At 70.6% G+C, this 16,281-nt stretch carries 15 protein-coding genes; 8 read left to right on the plus strand and 7 right to left on the minus strand.

The annotated features are described in order from the left end of the window. Positions 1 to 28: 28 nt before the first annotated feature. Complete coding sequence (locus AWX74_RS28860) at positions 29 to 1,183, minus strand: acyl-CoA dehydrogenase family protein (RefSeq protein WP_091283267.1); 1,155 nt, start codon at positions 1,181 to 1,183, stop codon at positions 29 to 31. A gap of 159 nt (positions 1,184 to 1,342) precedes the next feature. On the opposite strand from AWX74_RS28860, the gene AWX74_RS28865 reads away from it, so the two are divergent. After that, complete coding sequence (locus AWX74_RS28865; protein WP_091283269.1) at positions 1,343 to 2,104, plus strand: SDR family oxidoreductase; 762 nt, start codon at positions 1,343 to 1,345, stop codon at positions 2,102 to 2,104. A gap of 50 nt (positions 2,105 to 2,154) precedes the next feature. Here AWX74_RS28865 and AWX74_RS28870 read toward each other — a convergent pair whose 3' ends face one another. Further along, complete coding sequence (locus AWX74_RS28870; protein WP_131799558.1) at positions 2,155 to 2,787, minus strand: TetR/AcrR family transcriptional regulator; 633 nt, start codon at positions 2,785 to 2,787, stop codon at positions 2,155 to 2,157. A 105-nt stretch (positions 2,788 to 2,892) separates the two neighbouring features. Between AWX74_RS28870 and AWX74_RS28875 the strand changes: the two genes are divergently transcribed. The 6 genes from AWX74_RS28875 (at position 2,893) to AWX74_RS28900 (ending at position 10,732) form a co-directional block, all read left to right on the plus strand. Next, positions 2,893 to 4,611 (plus strand): thiamine pyrophosphate-binding protein, encoded by a 1,719-nt coding sequence (locus AWX74_RS28875; RefSeq protein ID WP_091283272.1) that lies wholly within the window; start codon positions 2,893 to 2,895, stop codon positions 4,609 to 4,611. Positions 4,612 to 4,618: 7 nt separating this feature from the next. Further along, entirely contained in the window at positions 4,619 to 5,368 is a 750-nt protein-coding gene (locus AWX74_RS28880) for an SDR family NAD(P)-dependent oxidoreductase (RefSeq protein ID WP_091283275.1), read from the plus strand. Between the two features lie 159 nt (positions 5,369 to 5,527). Then, positions 5,528 to 6,367, plus strand: a complete 840-nt coding sequence (locus AWX74_RS28885) for an SDR family NAD(P)-dependent oxidoreductase (protein WP_091283277.1) — start codon at positions 5,528 to 5,530, stop codon at positions 6,365 to 6,367. Positions 6,368 to 6,402: 35 nt separating this feature from the next. After that, positions 6,403 to 8,115, plus strand: coding sequence for an AMP-binding protein (locus tag AWX74_RS28890; RefSeq protein WP_091283279.1), 1,713 nt, complete (start codon positions 6,403 to 6,405; stop codon positions 8,113 to 8,115). Further along, a complete protein-coding gene (locus AWX74_RS28895; protein ID WP_091283280.1) occupies positions 8,112 to 9,059 on the plus strand; it encodes an alpha/beta fold hydrolase in 948 nt (315 codons plus the stop codon). Before AWX74_RS28890 ends, AWX74_RS28895 begins: the two co-directional genes overlap by 4 nt. Before the next feature lie 365 nt (positions 9,060 to 9,424). Beyond that, entirely contained in the window at positions 9,425 to 10,732 is a 1,308-nt protein-coding gene (locus AWX74_RS28900) for an ABC transporter substrate-binding protein (RefSeq protein ID WP_311983218.1), read from the plus strand. Between the two features lie 64 nt (positions 10,733 to 10,796). On the opposite strand, the gene AWX74_RS28905 is transcribed toward AWX74_RS28900, so the two are convergent. Genes AWX74_RS28905 through AWX74_RS28920 form a run of 4 tightly spaced genes read right to left on the minus strand, consistent with a single transcriptional unit; the run spans position 10,797 to position 14,607 of the window. Beyond that, positions 10,797 to 11,201 (minus strand): MaoC/PaaZ C-terminal domain-containing protein, encoded by a 405-nt coding sequence (locus AWX74_RS28905; RefSeq protein ID WP_091283284.1) that lies wholly within the window; start codon positions 11,199 to 11,201, stop codon positions 10,797 to 10,799. Beyond that, on the minus strand, positions 11,198 to 12,421 hold the full coding sequence (locus AWX74_RS28910; protein ID WP_091283286.1) for an acyl-CoA dehydrogenase family protein: 1,224 nt from the start codon (positions 12,419 to 12,421) through the stop codon (positions 11,198 to 11,200). The genes AWX74_RS28905 and AWX74_RS28910 overlap by 4 nt, the downstream gene beginning before the upstream one ends. A 4-nt stretch (positions 12,422 to 12,425) precedes the next feature. After that, a complete protein-coding gene (locus AWX74_RS28915) occupies positions 12,426 to 13,622 on the minus strand; it encodes an acyl-CoA dehydrogenase family protein (protein ID WP_193209629.1) in 1,197 nt (398 codons plus the stop codon). Between the two features lie 52 nt (positions 13,623 to 13,674). Further along, the gene (locus AWX74_RS28920) at positions 13,675 to 14,607 is read right to left on the minus strand and encodes an SDR family oxidoreductase (protein ID WP_091283290.1); all 933 of its coding nucleotides are present in this window, start codon (positions 14,605 to 14,607) and stop codon (positions 13,675 to 13,677) included. Between the two features lie 121 nt (positions 14,608 to 14,728). Between AWX74_RS28920 and AWX74_RS28925 the strand changes: the two genes are divergently transcribed. Further along, the gene (locus tag AWX74_RS28925; protein WP_091283292.1) at positions 14,729 to 15,589 is read left to right on the plus strand and encodes an enoyl-CoA hydratase/isomerase family protein; all 861 of its coding nucleotides are present in this window, start codon (positions 14,729 to 14,731) and stop codon (positions 15,587 to 15,589) included. Positions 15,590 to 15,706: 117 nt separating this feature from the next. Here the strand turns inward: AWX74_RS28925 and AWX74_RS28930 are convergent, their stop codons facing one another. Next, a complete protein-coding gene (locus AWX74_RS28930) occupies positions 15,707 to 16,123 on the minus strand; it encodes an FAS1-like dehydratase domain-containing protein (RefSeq protein WP_091283295.1) in 417 nt (138 codons plus the stop codon). Between the last annotated feature and the right edge of the window lie 158 nt (positions 16,124 to 16,281).

A 16,281-nucleotide genomic window follows, 5' to 3' on the forward strand; every position in this document is an offset into this window, starting at 1 on the left:
GTCGCACCGTCCGTCGTCGACCCGGGTGTCATGCCGCCTCGTCCTCCACCTTCTCGACGAGGTCGGCGAGCTGTGCCCGGTGCTCGGCCGGCGTGCCGTCGAGCAGCCGGTTCACGGTGTGCCGGCGCAGGAACAGGTGCAGGTCGTGCTCGAAGGTGAGACCGATCCCGCCGTGCAGCTGGACGCAGTCCTGCAGCAGCCGGCTGCCGTAGTCACCGACGAACGCCTTCGCGGCGCTCACCAGCGCGGGCGCGTCCGGCGCCCCCGTGCCGAGGGCCGCGGCGGCGGCGTCGCTGATGGCGTGGCTGGCCTCGAGCCAGGTGCGCAGGTCCGCGAACCGGTGTTTGAGGGCCTGGTAGGAGGCCAACTGGCGGCCGAACGAGTAGCGGTCGAAAGCCCACTGCACGGTCAGGTCGAACGCGGCCTGCATGGCGCCCACCGACTCTGCCGTTCCCAGCACCGCGGCGAGCTGGCGCTGGTAGGCCACCTCGCCGGCCGCGCTGCCGACCATGCCGACCACCGCGTCGAGCGGGAGACGCACATCGTCGAAGGTCACGGTGAAGAACCGGCGGGTCAGGTCCACCGTGCGCAGCGGCGCGACCGACAGCCCGGTCGTACCCGCCGGCACCAGCACCTGGGTCAGCCCGCCGTCGGTGCGCGCCGTAGCGAGCAGGTACGACGCGGTGGCGGCGGATTCGACGGGCCGTTTGACACCGCTGAGCACGATGGAGCCGCCGTCGATCCGCGCCTGCGCCGTGACCGAGCCGAGCCGGTCGTTCGGGCGTGGCTCGGCGACGCACCACGCCGCCGTCGCCGAACCCTCCACCAGCGCCGCCAGCGCTGTGGCCGTGGCGGTGCCGTCCTGCGCCGGCAGCGCCCGGGCCAGAGCCGCGGCGACGACGTTGGTGGCGACGAGTGGACCCGGTGCGGCGTGCCGGCCGAACGCGTCGGCGACCAGCACCAGGTCGGACACACCGTCACCACTGATCGTGCCGCCGCCGTGCTCCTCACCGACCAGCAGCGACGTCCAGCCCAGCTCCGCTCCGCGCCGCCAGTAGTCGCCGTCGAACCCGGCCGGGTCGTCCCGCAACCGGCGCACCTGCGCCACCGGCACCTGATCGGCCAGGAACTTCGACGTGGTGTCACGGAAGAACACCTGGTCAGCGTCCAGCGACAGCCGCACCGCCCCACCTACCCTCATCCGACTCTCGTGCCACGCTTCGCGATGGCCTGCCGGGGCGCACCAGCCGTGACGCTGCAGAGCTGCCCGAGCACCTTCACGAGCACTTAAAACGACACCGTTTCGTTTACCATCGAGCGTTTCGAGGCTACCGTCAAGCGCATGCAGACCAACAGACGCGTCGTCGTCGTGGGCGCCTCCAGCGGGCTGGGCCGCCACCTGGGGGTCTACCTGACCCACCGCGGCGCCCGGACCGCATTACTCGCCCGCAGTCACGATCGCCTCCTCGCCGCCGCGAGCGAGGCCGGGTCCGGCGCCGTCGCGATCGCCTGCGACGTGACGGACCCGGCCGCGTGCCGGAACGCGATCGAGAAGGCCGCCGGGGAACTGGGCGGGATCGACGCCCTCGTATACGCACCGGGTGTCGGCCCGATGGCTCCGCTCGCGGAGGTCGATGCCGAGACCTGGCACAGTGTCTTCGCCACGAACGTGACCGGCGCGGCTCTGATCACCTCCGCCGCCCTGCCGTACCTCACCGAGTCGATGGGCACCGTTGTCTATCTGTCGTCCATCAGCGCGTCGCAGACGCCGCCGTGGCCGGGCCTCGGTGCCTACGCGGTCAGCAAGGCGGCGCTGGACAAGCTGGCTGAGGCCTGGCGCGTCGAGCACCCGACCATCGGGTTCACCCGGGTCGCCGTCGGGATCAGCGCCGGTGGGCAGGGCGACGACCGCACCCGGTTCGCCGACGAGTGGGATCCGGACATTTCCGGCCCTCTCATCACGACCTGGACTACCAAGGGCTATCTCGACGGATCATTCGTGGAGCCCGACGCGCTGGCCCGGGTCGTCCACGACATCCTGGACAACCGCGCCGGGGCGACCATCCCCTCGGTGGTGGTGGCGGGACCGGCCCGGCCCGCCTGACCAGACAGAACCCGGACCGAGCGCACTACCGATCGGCCGCCGTGCGTCGCCTATGGCCGGGGCCCGTTTCGTCGGCGGTCGGGCTTCGGGGTCGAGATCATGCCGGCATACCACTGGTCGAGCAGAACACCGGAGAGCTCGTCGAGCTCGTCGGCACGGTGCGAAAGCGTCCAGGCGACGGGCGCGGTGAGGTTGATCACCGCCAGCGACGCGGCCAGCGACGCGGGGACGACGCCAGGGATCTCGCCGGAGGCCATCGCACGCTCGATCCGCTGGCGGACGAGGGCATAGAGCTCGGGGTGCGGATCGTGGATGCGCTCGGGTGCGTGGTACGCGTAGGTGAGGGCCATGCTCGCGTGGCCGGGGCCGGCATGACCCCATGCCTCGATGATCGCGTCGCGGACGTGGCCCAGCGCCGCGCGGAGATCGATATCACCGGCGGCGTCGATTCGGGCCGCCGCATCGGCGGTCAGCCGGCGGTTGAACTCGCGGAGCAGGCCTTCCTTGGTCTCGAAGATGCGGAAGAAGGTGGCTCGGCCCACGCCGGCGCGCCGGCAGATCTCCTCGACGCTGATCTCGTCGAGGGAGCGGGTGGCAAGCAGTTCCGCGGCGGCGTCGTAGAGCAGCGCGGCGTTGCGCTCCCGGCGGCGGACCCGACCGTCCATGGCTTCGGCAGCTGTCATCGCCACCGGACGATATCGAGACTTGACTCTCACAAGCAAGGAACTGATACTCCGATCTCACAAGTATCTGAGACTACGGTCTCAGAAGAACGTGAGGGGACCCAGATGGGAAAACAGGTTGACGGCGGCGAGTTAGTCGCGCGCACGTTGCGTTCGTTCGGGGTGGAGGTCGCGTTCGGCCTGCATGGCGGCCATCTGAACTCCCTGCTGCTGGGTTTCGCCCGCAACGGGATCCGGGTCGTCGACACGCGCCACGAGACCGTTGCCGTGAACGCCGCCGATGGCTTCGCGCGGACCACCGGTCGGCTGGGAGTGGCCTTCGCCACGGCGGCAGCGGGTTTCTCCAACGCCCTCGGTGGTCTCGCCGTCGCCTATGCCGACCGCTCGCCGGTGCTGGTGCTCACGAGTTCCCCGCCGCTGCGGGATGCCGAGATGAACGCCGCCCAGGGGTTCATCAACCAGGTCGCGGTCGCCGCTCCGATGGCCAGGTGGGCCCACCGGGTGACCGTCGTCGAGGAGATCCCGCGGCTGGTGGGGTTCGCGATCCGCAAGGCCCTGGCCGGTGCTCCTGGGCCCGTCGTGGTGGACATCCCCATCGACGTGCTGTTCACGCCGGTCGACGAGGACACCGTGCACTGGGGCGGCGGGCCGAAGCTGGCCGCGCCCCCGGCCCCCGCCCCGGCCGCCGTCGCGGACGCGCTGCGCGTCCTGCGGGCCGCCCGACGCCCGGCGATCATCGTTGGCGGCGGTGCCCGGCAGGCCGGTGACCGGCTCGTCGCGTTCGCCGAGCGCAGCGGGATCCCGGTCTTCAGCCAGACGGGCAGCTACGGGGTCATACCTCCTGGCCACCCGCTCAGCGGAGGCGGCGCCGGCTCCCTGGCGATGGTGGCGCACACCGGCCTCGAACCGCCCGACGCCCTCCTTCTCCTCGGTGCCCGGACCGGGGCGTTCTCCCTCGCGCGCAGCGGGCGGATCATCCCCGACGACGCGACGATCGTCCACGTCGACGCCGACGCCGCCGAGATCGGGCGAATCCTTCCCGCCGAGGTGGGGATCACGGCCGACGCGGGTGAGACGCTGGCCGCCTTCCTCGCGGACGAGCAGCCGTGGCCGGACCGCGGCGGCTGGGCCAGGGCCGTCACCGCCCTGCACCGCCACCCACGCCCGCACGCCGGGGCCGAGACCGAGACCGCTGGCCGACTCCACCCGTACCACGCCGCCCGGGAACTGGTCCGGGCGCTTCCGCCCGGTACCGATCTCATCGCCGACGGCGGCGAGGTCATCCAGTGGCTGTCCGACGTGCTGCACGACGGCGATCTCCGCAGCGCTTCGGGGTTCGGGGGCTACCTCGCCCATCTCGGCATCGGGTTCGGATTCGCCATCGGCCGACGGATCGCCGACCAGTCGAGGCGGCCGGTGCTGGTGACCGGTGACGGCGCGTTCGGCTTCCACGCCTCCGAGATCGACACGATGGTCCGCCACCACCTGCCGGTCGTGATCGTCGTGTTCACCAACGAGGTGTGGGGCTCGTCGATCCACGGCCAGCAGCTGCACTACGGCGACGAGGCGGTCGTGGCGAGCCGGCTGGCCGACACGGACTACGACCAGGTCGCCGTCGGCTACGGCGGTCACGGCGAGCGGGTCCGGAGGATCGACGATCTCGCGCCCGCGATACGCCGCGCGTTCGCCGTCGACGGGCCGACCGTCATCAACGTGGCGGTCGCCGACGTGATGCACCCCGTCGCACCCATGGTGATCGACGTCAGTGACGACCCCGACGTGATCGTCATCCCGTACTACGACAACCTCGTCAAGCGAAAGTGAGCCGTGGATGACCAACCGACTGCAGGGAAAGGTAGCCGTCATCACCGGGGCGGCCAGCGGCATCGGGGCCGAGACCGCGCGCCGCATGGCCGCCGAGGGCGCCAGGGTCGTCCTCGGCGACGTGAACGACGCCGGGCTCGAATCGGTCGCCAGGGAGACCGGTGGGATCGCCGTCCACACGGACGTGACGGTGGAGGCCGAGGTTCGCGCGCTGATCGAGGCGGCGCTGACCGCGCACGGCCGCCTCGACGTGCTGCACAACAACGCGGTGATGGCCATCCCCGAGGACAGCGACGCCGTCGCGACCACCGACCACGCCTGGCACCGGACCTTCGACGTGGTCATCATGGCCGCCGCCTACGCGTGCCGGGTGGCGATTCCGGCCATGGCCGAACGCGGCGGCGGGTCGATCATCAACACCTCCTCGCTGGCCTCGCGTCATGCGAGCGGCCGCATCGCCTACGCCAGTTGCAAGGCGGCCCTGGAGACCTTCACGCTCTACACCGCCGGCATGTTCGGGCCCCAGGGAATCCGCTGCAACGCCGTCGCGCCCGGCACGGTGCGCACCGAGGGCATGGAACGGATCTTCACCGAGGAGCAGTTCCAGCAGTTCGCCTCCGGGGTGGCACTGGGCCGGATGGGGATCCCGCGCGACATCGCCGACGTCGTCGTGTTCCTGGCCTCGGATGAGTCCTCCTATGTCAGCGGCCAGGTCATCGCCATCAACGGCGGCGGCCCGCCGGCCCAGCGGTGGTGACGGCCGCGCCGCGAACCGACACGCGGACAGACGGCGGTTGCGAACAGACAACGACGCGGCCGCGGTCAGGCGGCCCGCGTCGGACCACACCGAAGGGGCAAGGTCGATGACCTCAGATTCCGTGACCGTCCGCCGCGGGCACCCGGACGGGAGAGCCTGATGAACGCGGGCCTCTCCTCACCAGTTCCCGATCTGCACGGCAGGACGGTCTTCGTCACCGGTGCGGGCAGCGGGATGGGCAGGACCATCTCGGCGGCCGTGCTGGAGAAGGGAGGCAACGTCTTCTCCCTGGAGATCAACGCGGAGAACATCGCGGCGGCGACCGAGGAACTCGGCGGCGGAGACCGGATTGCCTGGTACGAGGGATCGGTCGCGGTCAAAGCAGACGTGGAAGCCGCCTTCGCCGCGGCCGTCGACCGCTTCGGGGACATTCACCACCTGGTGAACAACGCCGGAATCGCCGACATGGCGCTTGTACAGGACATGACCGAGTCGGCGTGGGACACCATGATCGACACCCTGCTCAAGGGCACCTTCCTGTGCACACAGGCGTTCGCCCGGCATGTCATTCCGAACGGGGCAGGGCGTTCGATCGTCAACATCTCCTCCCTGAACGCCGTCGCCGTGACCGACGGCATGGCCCATTACTGCGCGGCGAAGGCCGGGGTGAAGGTGCTGGGCGAGGTGTGTGCGGCGGAGTTCGGCCGGTACGGGATCCGCGTCAACTCCGTCGGCCCAGGCACCACCGCGACCCCGATGTCCGTCGGTGCCCGGATGGGCCGCATGGGCCAGGAGTTCCTCGACCGGACGCTCGTGCACCCGCCCCGCCACCAGGAGCCCTCCGACATCGCCGACGTCGTCCTCTTCCTCATGTCACCCGCCGCGCAGCGCATCACCGGCCATTTCATCCCCGTCGACGGCGGCCAGCACGTACGAGGGCTGCATTCCTACTGGGACGTCCTGTCCGAAATGATCGCCACCGGCGCTTTCTCGGACTGACCCCGGTGAACGCGGAAACGACAAGAAAGGCTCTGATGGAGACAGGGGTCGACGATCCCGGCGGGGAGTGGTCCCTGCCCGCGGTTCTCGACATTGTGACCGGCGCCGTTCCCGACCGGGAGATGCTGGTCTGGACGACGGCCCGGCGGACGGTACGGCGGACTTTCGCCGAGGTCGCGGACCGTTCCCGGCGCCTCGCGGCGTTCCTGGTCGCGAACGGGATCGGGGTACGCCGTGAACGCGCGGAGCTGGAACGCTGGGAGTGCGGCCAGAGCCCGGTGGCCGTCGTCGCGTCGAACTGCCCGGAGTACGTCGAGACGATGCTCGGTGCCTACCGGGCGCGGGCCGTTCCGTTCAACGTCAACCACCACTACCACCCGCGTGAGGTCGCGGCGCTGCTGGAGGCGATCGGCGCCGAGGCGGTGGTCTACCACCGCCGGCTCGGCCCGCCACTGGCACAGGCACTGGCGCTGACGGCGGGCACGCCGGGCGGCAGCCGCCGCCTGCTGCTCGACATCGACGACGGCTCCGGCGTGCCGGCGCTGCCGGGCAGCGTGTCCTTCGAGGAAGCCGCAGCGACCGCCCAGGACGTCAGCGCGTTGCCGGAGCCGTCACCCGACGATCTGTACCTGATCTGCACGGGCGGCACGACCGGCGCGCCGAAGGGCGTGCTGTGGCGGCAGGCCGACCTCTACGTGTCCGGGATCGGCGGCCTTGACGGGGGGACCGCCGAGCAGATCGCCGAGCTCGCGCGGACCGGCGCGGGCGTGTGGTTCGCCGCGTCGCCGCTCATGCACTCCGCGGGGCAGCGCACCGTCCTCGCCGCCGTCACCAGGGGCGCCACCGCGGTCCTGCACGATGATGCCAGGCCCTTCGACGCCCGTGAGATCCTCTCGACGGTCGCCCGCGAGGGCGTAGGTGTGATGACGGTCGTCGGCGACGCCTACGCCCGGCCGATGGTCGACGAGCTGCGCGCCGGTGGGTACGACCTGCCGGCGCTGCGCCAGATCGGCACCGGCGGTGCGGCGACCAACCCGCGGGTCAAGCGCGAGCTGCTCGAGGCGCTGCCGAACGTCACGATCGTGGACGGCTACGGCTCGTCCGAGACCGGCGGCATGGCCTTCGCCGCCTCCAGCCGGTCCGCCGCCACACCGGCGAGCTTCACCCTGTCGCCGGGTACGGTCGTGCTGGCAGCCGACCGGTCGCGCCAGCTGCTGCCTGGAGAGGACGAGATCGGCTGGACCGCCAGGGCCGGCCGGGTCCCACTGGGCTACCTCGGGGACCGGGCGCGGACCGAGCAGACCTTCCCGATCGTCGGCGGCCGGCGGATGGCGGTGCCCGGGGACCGGGCCCGGCTCGACCCGGACGGTCGGCTGGTCCTGCTCGGCCGCGACTCCATGGTGATCAACAGCGGCGGCGAGAAGGTGTTCGTCGAGGAGGTCGAGGAGGCGATCCGCCGCCATCCCGACGTCGTGGATGCCCTGGTCGTGGGCCGGCCAGACGAGCGGTTCGGGCAGGAGGTGGTCGCGCTCGTGCAGGCGCGGCCCGGCGCCGAGCTCACGCCGGCCGGCGTCCGGGAGTTCGCGGCCCGCTCCGTCGCCCGGTTCAAGGCCCCACGCGCCGTCCTGCTGTGTGACCGGGTCGCCCGGCACGCCAACGGCAAGCCGGACTACGCCTGGGCCTCGCTCGCGGCGGCCGACGCGGTGCCGGCAACCGACCCAGCGCGACCGGGAGGCCCGCGATCATGACTCCGCAGCACCGTCACCTCCATGTGAACGGCATTACCATGCACGTCGCCGAGCAGGGCGAGGGGCCTCTGGTACTCCTGCTGCACGGGTTCCCGGAGAGCTGGTACTCGTGGCGGCACCAGATTCCGGCGATCGCCGAGGCGGGCTACCACGTGGTCGCCCCCGATCAGCGCGGTTACTGCGCCACCGACGCCCCGAGCGCGGTCGACCAGTACACGATCATGCATCTGGTGGGCGACGTCGTCGCCCTGATCGACGCGCTCGGGGAGAAGAACGCCGTCGTCGTCGGGCACGACTGGGGCGCGCCCATCGCGTGGTGCACGGCGCAGCTTCGTCCCGACCTCGTCCGTGGTGTGGTGGGCCTGAGCCTGCCGCCCGCGCGCCGGGGTCCCGTCCCGCCCCTGGTCGCCGCACGGGAGGAACACGGCGACGACTTCTACGTGCTCCACTTTCAGGAGCCCGGCTTCGCGGAGTCCTGGCTGGGCAAGGATCTTGCGACCACCTTCCGCGGTGTCTTCACGGGCACCGAGGCGACGGATCACGAAGCGGCTCCGTCGATCGACAGGGATGTCACTCCCGGAAGCGTCTCGGCCGCGAAGCCCAGCTGGATCACGGATGCCGACCTGGCGGTCATCGTCGACCAGTACGCCACAAAGGGCTTCGCCGGCGGGCTCAACTGGTACCGCAACATCGACCGCAACTGGGAACTGATGGCGCCCTGGCAGGACGCGTTGATCACGCCGCCGGCCCTCTACGTCGTCGGAGACCGCGACAACGTCCGTACCTTCTGCCGCATCCCCACCCTGGAGCGCATGCGTGCGCTCGCCCCTGCCCTACGCGACGTGATCGAGGTGCCGGACTGCGGCCACTGGACCCAACAGGAGCGTCCGAACGAGGTGAACGACGCCATCGTGAGCTTCCTCAGGCAGCTGCCGCCCGCGTGAGCGCTGGCCGCGAGACCGCGGGGCCGCCTGCGGATTGACACGATCACGGCCTCACCGGTCCGGCCTGGCAGAGCCACTCCGACGGGCAGCTACCCCTTGACGGACGCGTTAATCTCTATATATTTTGCCGGAGATCGACACGGCGTGGTGGACGTCACACAGTATCCCGCAGCCCCATATCAGCGGGAGGTGGGACGTGTGCCGCGCCTCGCCGCGGAGCCGCGAACGCCTGCACGAGCCGCGAACGAGCACGCCCTCCGGGAGGAACAACGGTGAAAAGGTCTGACAACTTGTTACCCGGCGCGCCCGGAAGGCGTCGTAGCAGGAGCCCGCAGGGCCGTCGTCTGCGCGGCCTGGCGGTCCTGGTGGCCGGGATCCTCCTGGCCGTGACGGCGTGCTCGAACTCGTCGGGCAAGGTCGCGGACACCTCTGGCACCGGGGCGTCCGGCGGGGCACAGGGAACGGCCAGCGGGCCCGGCGTGACCGACAGCGAGATCCGGTTCGCGATGCTCGGCACGAAGAGCAACAATCCGCTGGGCACCTGCATCCTGGACTGTTTCGCCAGCGGCGTGAACGCGTACTTCGCCTACCGCAACAGCGAGGGCGGGGTCCACGGCCGCAAACTGGTGGTCTCCCAGACGGTGGACGACCAGCTGGGCAAAAACCAGCAGGAAGCACTGAAGATCATCTCCGCGAACGACACCTTCGGCGCGTTCTCGGCACCGCTTCTCGCCACCGGGTTCGGCGCCTTCGCCGAGGCCGGGGTCCCGCTCTACGGGCTGCCAGCGAACGCCAGTGACATGGTCGGCAAGGAATCGACCTTCTCCAGCACCGGCTCCTTCTGCATCGAGTGCACCCAGACCTACTGGTCCTATATCGCGAAGCTCGCCGGCGCCACCAAGATCGCGGCGCTCGGAATCGGTGTCGCGGCACCGTCGAAGAACTGCGCGAACGGGGTCGTCCGGTCGATCGAGACCTTCGGCGGGAAGTTCGGCCAGAAAGTCGTCTACATGAACGACAGCCTGCCGTACGGCCTGCCCAACGGCGCCGGCCCCGAGGTGACGGCGATGAAGAACGCCGGTGTCCAGCTGGTCATCGGATGCATCGACCTGAACTCCATGAAGACCTTCTCCCAGGAGATGGAACGCCAGGGCATCGGCGACGTCCCGATGGTGCACCAGAACACCTACGACCAGAAGTTCGTGGCCGCCGGCGGAGACCTTTTCGAGGGCGACTACGTGCTGCCCCGATTCCGCCCGTTCGAGGCCGACGCGGGCTCGTCCGGCCTGAAGACCTTCTCGGCCTGGATGAAGAAGACGGGGTCCGAGCTCACCGAATACGCCATGCTCGGCTGGATCGACGCCGACCTCGCGTTCCAGGGCATCAAGGCCGCCGGCCCGTCGTTCACCCGTGCGTCGGTCATCGCCGCGACCAACAAGATGACGAACTACAGCGCGGACGGGCTGATCGACCCGATCGACTGGAGCCGCCAGCACGAGCCACCCACCGAGGCGGACCCGGTGACCCACGGCTACAAGCAGGAATGCATCACCCTGGTCAAGGTCCACAACGGCAGGTTCGAGCCCGTGGGCGACCCGAAGAAGCCCTTCATCTGCTGGCCGGTGACCAAGGAACGGACCTGGTCCGAGCCCACCCTCACCAACTTCACCTAGGACGCGGACGGCAGGTGCTGCTCGGGGCCGGGAGATCACGCCCCCGAGCAGCACCTGCTCCTGTTCAGAGTGCGAAGGTGGCCCAGCCCTGGATCGCCACTCCGCCGGTCTGGCGGGTGACGACCAGCTCCAGGTCGGCCACCTTCTCCCCGCTGTCCTCGTCGGTGCGCAGCGCGGTGACCGTGCCGGTGCAGGTCAGCAGGTCATCGGGCCAGACCTGCTCCCGGAACCTGGTCCGGAAACGACGGACGGCCGTCGGGCCGAGCAGGTCCGTCGCGTAGGTGGCGAGGTAGCTGGCCTGCAGCATCCCGACACTGAAAACCGTCGGGAAACCCGCGGACTTCGCGAAGCTCTCGTCGTGGTGGATCGGGTTGAAGTCGCCGCTGGCGCCCTGGTATCGGACGATGTCGGTCCGGCTGAGGGGGCCGAAGGTGCGCTCCGGGAGCGCGTCACCCACCTGATAGCTCATGAGGTACTCCACTCGAGCGCGTCGGCCATCCGCCGCTTGTGCCATCTGGGGGTCCCGAGCAGCTCGTAGAGCGACCGGGACATCTGGGTGAACAACGTGATCCCGGATGTCGGATCCACGCCGATGCCGCCGTGCACCTTGTGCGCGTAGTCGGCCGCGGTGAGATAGGACTCGCTCGCGACCGCCTTGGCCAGGTGCGCGGCGGCGCGGGCCGGCTGGCCGGAGTCGATCCGCCAGATCGCCTCGTACATCGTCCAGCGGGCCGCGTCGGTGGCGTTCAGCAACTCCACGAGGTGGTCCTGAACCCGCTGGAAGCGGCCGATCGCCTGGCCGAACTGCTGCCGGGTGTTGCTGTAGTCGATGCTGCGCTCCAACAGCCGTTGGCACCCACCCACCTGGTAGGCGGCGAACAGCACATAGGCCTGGGTAAGCACGTCGTCCAGGCCCGCCTCGCCGTCCTCGCCGTCCAGGCCGACCGCACCGCTCTGGCTGCCGCCTCCGCCCGCCAGGCGCAGCAGGTTTCCCGGCTCGATCGTCACGTTCGTGAACGTGACCTCGTCGTTCCAGGCGAGGAAGCCCTTCAGCCGCCGTACCGAGACACCCTCCGCCCCGACCGGGACGACGGCCAGTTCGACTCCGCCATTCCCGGCAGCCCCGGCGTCGTCTCCCGCGCCGGTACGGGTGACCGGGACGAGCAGATGCGTCGCGGCCGCGGCGTACGGCACGAACGGCGCGGTGCAGGTGAGCACGCCACCACCCTCGCCACCCTCGCCGACCGGTCCGAACGGTTCGAGCGCGAAGCCGCCGCCAGCGCGCAGGCCGTTCCAGTCCCGCCCCGACCCGGCCGTCACCGGGACGACCGTCGCGTTCCCGGTCGCGATGGCGGACAGCAGATGATCCCGCTCCGGAGAGGCCGCCGCGACCCGCAGCAGCCCGACTGCCAGCACGCTGGAGACCAGGAACGGGCCGGGGACCGGGCCACGGCCCAGCTCCTCGCAGATGATCGCCGCTTCCAGCGTGCTGGCACCCGACCCGCCCAGCTTCTCGGGGACGAGCGCGCCCAGCCAGCCGGCGTCCGCCATCGGCGCCGTCCATTCGGGGCGCAGTCCAAGCCGGCTGGGCTGAAGGCCGACCAGCGTCTCCGTATTGGCCTCGCGTGCGACGAACGACCGCACGCTGTCACGCAGCAGCAGTTCGTCGTCGGACAGGCTCAGGTCCATCGGCTCAGCCTCCCCTCGGCTTGCGCCCGCCGACGCCGAGCGCCCGGGCGATGACCACCCGCTGGACGTCGACCGTCCCGCCGGGAATGATGTCCACGATTCCGTCGCGCTGCTGGCGCTCGGCGTGGCCGTCGAGCGCGCCCCACACCTCGTCGCTGGTCAGGGCCGCGGGCCCGATCAGGTCGAGGATCGCGGTGGTCAGCCACAGGCCGGTCGTCTTGCGCAGGTAGGTCAGCTGCGGGCCGTTGTAGTGCTCGGTCTTCCGGTTGTAGGTACGCCAGAAGTTCCGGGTGGTCAGCAGCCGCAGCGTCTCGATCCGGATGTGGATGTCGGCCAGCCCGTCGCGGACGTCGGGGTCCTCGATGAGGGGGCGGCCGTCGGCGCCGGTGTGCGCCCGGCAGTACTCCACGAGCCTGTCGACGATCGGGTCACGCCGCAGGCTGCCGATGGCGCCGTGCTCGAGCTGCAGGTGGGTGTTGGCGACCTTCCACCCGTTGTTCTCGCCGCCCACCAGGCAGTCCGCCGGCACCCGGACGTCGTCGAAGTACACGGTGTTCTTGTGGCCTTCGGCGACGTCCGCCAGCACCGGCAGCGGCTCGACCGTGATGCCGGGCAGGTGCGCGTCCACCATGAACCAGCTGAGGTTCTGGTGGCGGGCGCCGGCGGGGTCGGTGCAGGTGATCATCCAGAACCGGTCGGCGCCGTGCGCGCTGCCGACGAAGATCTTCTGGCCGTTCAGGACGTAGTGGTCGCCGTCGCGGCGGGCGGCGAGCCGGGCGCTGGCCAGGTCCGAGCCGGCCTCGGGCTCGGTCAGCAGCTGCCAGGTCCGCACCTCACCCCGGTAGATCGGGGTGAGCATCCGCCGCTTCTGCTCGTCGGTCCCCCAGACGAGAATGGTGTGGCTGCCCATCATGCCGCCGCTGTCGTAGTACGGCGGCAGGGTCAGGTGCTGGCGGCGCATCTCCTCGTCGAGGATCAGGGTCGACCCGATGTCGAGCCCGCCCCCGCCGAACTCCCGGGGCGCCGCGGGGTAGAGCCACCCCTTCTCGCCGAGCAGCCGGCCGAGTTCCCGCTTGAGCTGGTACTGCCGGGCGGCCTCGTCCTCGCCCGCCGGCTCGGAGCCGAGGCCCGCGGGGATGTTCTCGGCCAGCCAGGCACGCACCTCGGCGCGGAACGCCTCCTGCTCCGGCGTGTAGGTCATCGCGAAATCCATGGCACCTCCCGCCGAAGGCCGCTGCCGGTCGCCTGAGCCCTCACTGGTCGAAGATCCGCTGGCCGGCCGCGTGGCCGTAGTCGAACTTGTAGTCCTGGAACCGCCCCGCCTGGGCCGCCAGCTCCTCGACCGTCCATTTCCCGTCCTTGCGGAGGCCGTCCACGATCACCCACGGCTGGAAGAGGTGGACCTCCCCGCCCATCACGAAGAACGCACGTCCGTTGATCGGGCAGTCCTGGGTCGCGAGGTAGGCCACGAACGGCGAGATGTTCTCCGGATCCAGCGGAGTCCAGGTCTCGCTCTTCGACGCCCCGAAGCTCTCGGCGCTGTCCAGCTTGCCCTGGACGGTCGCGGTCAGCCGGGTCGAGGCCGCGGGCGCCACGGCGTTGACGCGCACGCCGTACCGCTTCAGCTCCAGGTTCGCGATGATCGAGAAGGTGGCGATCCCGCTCTTCGCCGCGCCGTAGTTGCTCTGGCCGACGTTGCCGAACAGGCCGGACGTCGACGAGGTGCTGATGATCGACCGCTTGCCATCCTTGCCCGCCTTGGACTGCGCCCGCCAGTAGTTGGCCGCGGCCCGGCTCGGGGCGAAGTGGCCCCGGAGGTGGACCTTCATGATCGAGTCCCAGTCGTCGTCCGACTGGGAGACGAGCATGCGGTCGCGCAGGATGCCGGCGTTGTTCACGAGCACGTGCAGGTCGCCGAAGGTCTCGACGGCCTGGTCGATCAGGTTCTGCGCCCCATCGGTGCTCGAGACGTCGTCGTAGTTGGCGACGGCCTCACCACCGGCCTGCCTGATCTCGTCGACGACCTGCTGCGCCGGCGTCGCGTCGGCACCGGCGCCGTCGCGGGCGCCACCGAGGTCGTTGACGACGACCTTGGCACCCTCCGCGGCGAACAGCAGGGCGTGCTCACGCCCGATGCCGCGCCCGGCACCGGTGATGATGCAGACCCTGTCCTTCAAGGCGTCCATCGTGGGTGTCCCTTCTCAGATCCGATACGTAGCCTACGTAAAATATCTAGATATTTTGGCCCAGCGGGCCACGGGGGCCCGGCCGCCGCCAGGCGGTCGCCATTACCGGGCAAGGAGCACCATGAGCGAGTCACCGCAGCGCACGTTCGGGGCGCGGGGCGACGTCACGGTCACGATCGGCGACGACCATGTGGCGGTCGTCGAGATGCACCGGCCGCCGAACAACTTCTTCGACATCCACCTGATCAGGGCTCTGGCCAGTGCGTACGAGGCGCTCGACCTCGATGCGTCCTGCCGCGCGATCGTCCTGGCCGCCGAGGGCCGGCACTTCTGCGCCGGTGCCGACTTCAACCGGCCACGGCCCGCCGAAGGCCAGACCCCGCAGACCGGGCAGACCGGGCAGACCGGGCAGACCACGAAGACCGGTCCGGGCGAGGACAGCGACGAGACGCTGTACCACGAGGCGATCCGGCTGTTCGAGACCCGCAAGCCCGTGGTCGCCGCGGTCCAGGGCGGCGCGATCGGCGGCGGCCTCGGGCTCGCCTGCTCGGCGGACTTCCGGGTCGCCTCCCCCGAGTCCCGCTTCACGGCCAACTTCGCCCGGCTCGGCTTCCACCACGGATTCGGCCTGTCGGTCACCCTGCCCGGCATCGTCGGCCAGCAGCACGCGCTCGACCTGCTCTACCGGGGCCGGCGCATCGACGGCACCGAGGCCGCCCGGCTCGGGCTGGTGGACCTGCTGGCCCCGACAGCCGCCGAGATCCGCGGAGCCGCCCGCGGGCTCGCCGCCGACATCGCCGCGTCGGCGCCGCTCGCCGTCGAGTCCGTCCGCCAGACGATGCGTGGCGACCTCGCCGGCCGGGTCCGCAAGGCACTCGACCGCGAACTGTCCGAACAGAAGCGCCTGCTGCGGACGGAGGACGCCCGCGAGGGGATCCAGGCGACGGCCGAGCGACGCGAGCCGCGGTTCAGGGCCCGCTGAGCCGGGAGCGGCCGGCGGTGACCCTCCGGCCGCTCGACCCGCCGGCGTCTGCGCCACGGGGCTCCCTCCGCCGCACGAGTCAGGGTCGGTCACACGGATCACGGTCGGTCGCACGGGTCAGGACGGGGCCTTGCCCGTTTCGATCAGGGTCTGGTTGCTGCGCGCGACGAGGCGCCCGGACTCGTCCAGGAAGTCGTTGACGATCTCGACGAACCGCATGCGGCCACCGCGGCCGCCCTCCTTCTCGGTCACCCCGCCGAGACGCGAGGTCACGGTCAGCTCCGTACCCGCGCGCGGCGGCGGCCCGAAGAAGACGAACTCCTGCTCGCCGTGCAGGATGCGGCGCAGGTCCAGCTGCAGGTCGCCGAACAGCGACGGGCCGTCCGGCGGCATCCAGAAGATGGAGGTGCGCAGGAAGGTCACCGGAATCGTGGGCGCCGGTTCCCGCAGGTACTCCGGCGCCGAGCTCCCGGTCGCCCGCGCGAACTCCCGGATCTTTCCCGTCTCCAGCGTCATGGGGTAGCCCTCGCTCATACCAGGCCACTCCCCACCCGACTCACCTCACGGCCACTCACCCGCACAGCTGCTCCCTTCCTCCGCGCACCGATCCGCGCCACGTTCCGGGCGCCATCCCTCGCCCAAAATTTACGACACGGTTTCGTTTACCTTGGGCCCGGAGGGCGCTGGCGTCA

Origin of the sequence: Parafrankia irregularis (assembly GCF_001536285.1) — a bacterium.
Classification (GTDB): Bacteria; Actinomycetota; Actinomycetes; order Frankiales; family Frankiaceae; genus Parafrankia; species Parafrankia irregularis.